1 tRNA gene and 1 rRNA gene are annotated in these 1,990 nt (G+C 53.9%); both read right to left on the bottom strand.

The features are described from left to right. Positions 1–177: 177 nt before the first annotated feature. A tRNA-Glu gene (locus tag F7Q90_RS25410) sits at positions 178–252 on the bottom strand. A 92-nt stretch (positions 253–344) separates the two neighbouring features. Beyond that, positions 345–1,886: ribosomal RNA gene (locus tag F7Q90_RS25405) — 16S ribosomal RNA — on the bottom strand. Positions 1,887–1,990: the final 104 nt, after the last annotated feature.

The raw sequence follows: 1,990 nt of genomic DNA, 5'->3' as shown, positions 1-1,990 counted from the left end.
AGCTTTTGAGAGACCCGAACGCATCGTGCTGTGTTCCTTATTACGGAGGAACACGACGTGCGTCGTTTCAAATTTTCAGCTTGTTCCGGATTGTTAAAGAGCAAATATCTCAAACGTGACCCTGAGGCCAGTTTTGAGATACTTCGTGGAGACACCTTTCACCTGTCACCAAGCAAGTGGCGTCCCCTAGGGGATTCGAACCCCTGTTGCCGCCGTGAAAGGGCGGAGTCCTAACCGCTAGACGAAGGGGACACGTACGTGTGTCTCGGCTTCGCAGCCGTCTTGCTTCTTCAGCTTTCTATCAGACAATCTGTGTGAGCACTGCGCACGAAGGTATCTTCAGGTAAGGAGGTGATCCAACCGCAGGTTCCCCTACGGTTACCTTGTTACGACTTCACCCCAGTCATGAATCACAAAGTGGTAAGCGCCCTCCCGGAGGTTAAGCTACCTACTTCTTTTGCAACCCACTCCCATGGTGTGACGGGCGGTGTGTACAAGGCCCGGGAACGTATTCACCGTGGCATTCTGATCCACGATTACTAGCGATTCCGACTTCACGGAGTCGAGTTGCAGACTCCGATCCGGACTACGACGCACTTTATGAGGTCCGCTTGCTCTCGCGAGGTCGCTTCTCTTTGTATGCGCCATTGTAGCACGTGTGTAGCCCTACTCGTAAGGGCCATGATGACTTGACGTCATCCCCACCTTCCTCCGGTTTATCACCGGCAGTCTCCTTTGAGTTCCCGACCGAATCGCTGGCAACAAAGGATAAGGGTTGCGCTCGTTGCGGGACTTAACCCAACATTTCACAACACGAGCTGACGACAGCCATGCAGCACCTGTCTCAGCGTTCCCGAAGGCACCAAGGCATCTCTGCCAAGTTCGCTGGATGTCAAGAGTAGGTAAGGTTCTTCGCGTTGCATCGAATTAAACCACATGCTCCACCGCTTGTGCGGGCCCCCGTCAATTCATTTGAGTTTTAACCTTGCGGCCGTACTCCCCAGGCGGTCGACTTAACGCGTTAGCTCCGGAAGCCACTCCTCAAGGGAACAACCTCCAAGTCGACATCGTTTACGGCGTGGACTACCAGGGTATCTAATCCTGTTTGCTCCCCACGCTTTCGCACCTGAGCGTCAGTCTTCGTCCAGGGGGCCGCCTTCGCCACCGGTATTCCTCCAGATCTCTACGCATTTCACCGCTACACCTGGAATTCTACCCCCCTCTACGAGACTCAAGCCTGCCAGTTTCAAATGCAGTTCCCAGGTTAAGCCCGGGGATTTCACATCTGACTTAACAGACCGCCTGCGTGCGCTTTACGCCCAGTAATTCCGATTAACGCTTGCACCCTCCGTATTACCGCGGCTGCTGGCACGGAGTTAGCCGGTGCTTCTTCTGCGGGTAACGTCAATTGATGAGGTTATTAACCTCACCACCTTCCTCCCCGCTGAAAGTACTTTACAACCCGAAGGCCTTCTTCATACACGCGGCATGGCTGCATCAGGCTTGCGCCCATTGTGCAATATTCCCCACTGCTGCCTCCCGTAGGAGTCTGGACCGTGTCTCAGTTCCAGTGTGGCTGGTCATCCTCTCAGACCAGCTAGGGATCGTCGCCTAGGTGGGCCGTTACCCCGCCTACTAGCTAATCCCATCTGGGCACATCCGATGGTGTGAGGCCCGGAGGTCCCCCACTTTGGTCTTGCGACGTTATGCGGTATTAGCTACCGTTTCCAGTAGTTATCCCCCTCCATCGGGCAGTTTCCCAGACATTACTCACCCGTCCGCCACTCGTCACCCGAGGAGCAAGCTCCTCTGTGCTACCGTCCGACTTGCATGTGTTAGGCCTGCCGCCAGCGTTCAATCTGAGCCATGATCAAACTCTTCAATTTAAAGTTTGATTTGCTGCAACCAGTGCAGCGATGCTCAAGGAAAACGTCGTAATGAATTTCAATACGTGTTCACTCTTAAGACTTGATATTTTTTTGCGTCCGGA

It is taken from the genome of Pantoea stewartii subsp. stewartii, assembly GCF_008801695.1.
GTDB classification, from domain to species: Bacteria; Pseudomonadota; Gammaproteobacteria; order Enterobacterales; family Enterobacteriaceae; genus Pantoea; species Pantoea stewartii.
Note: the sequence above shows the minus strand (reverse complement) of the source record. Positions and strands in the feature narration are given on the sequence as shown.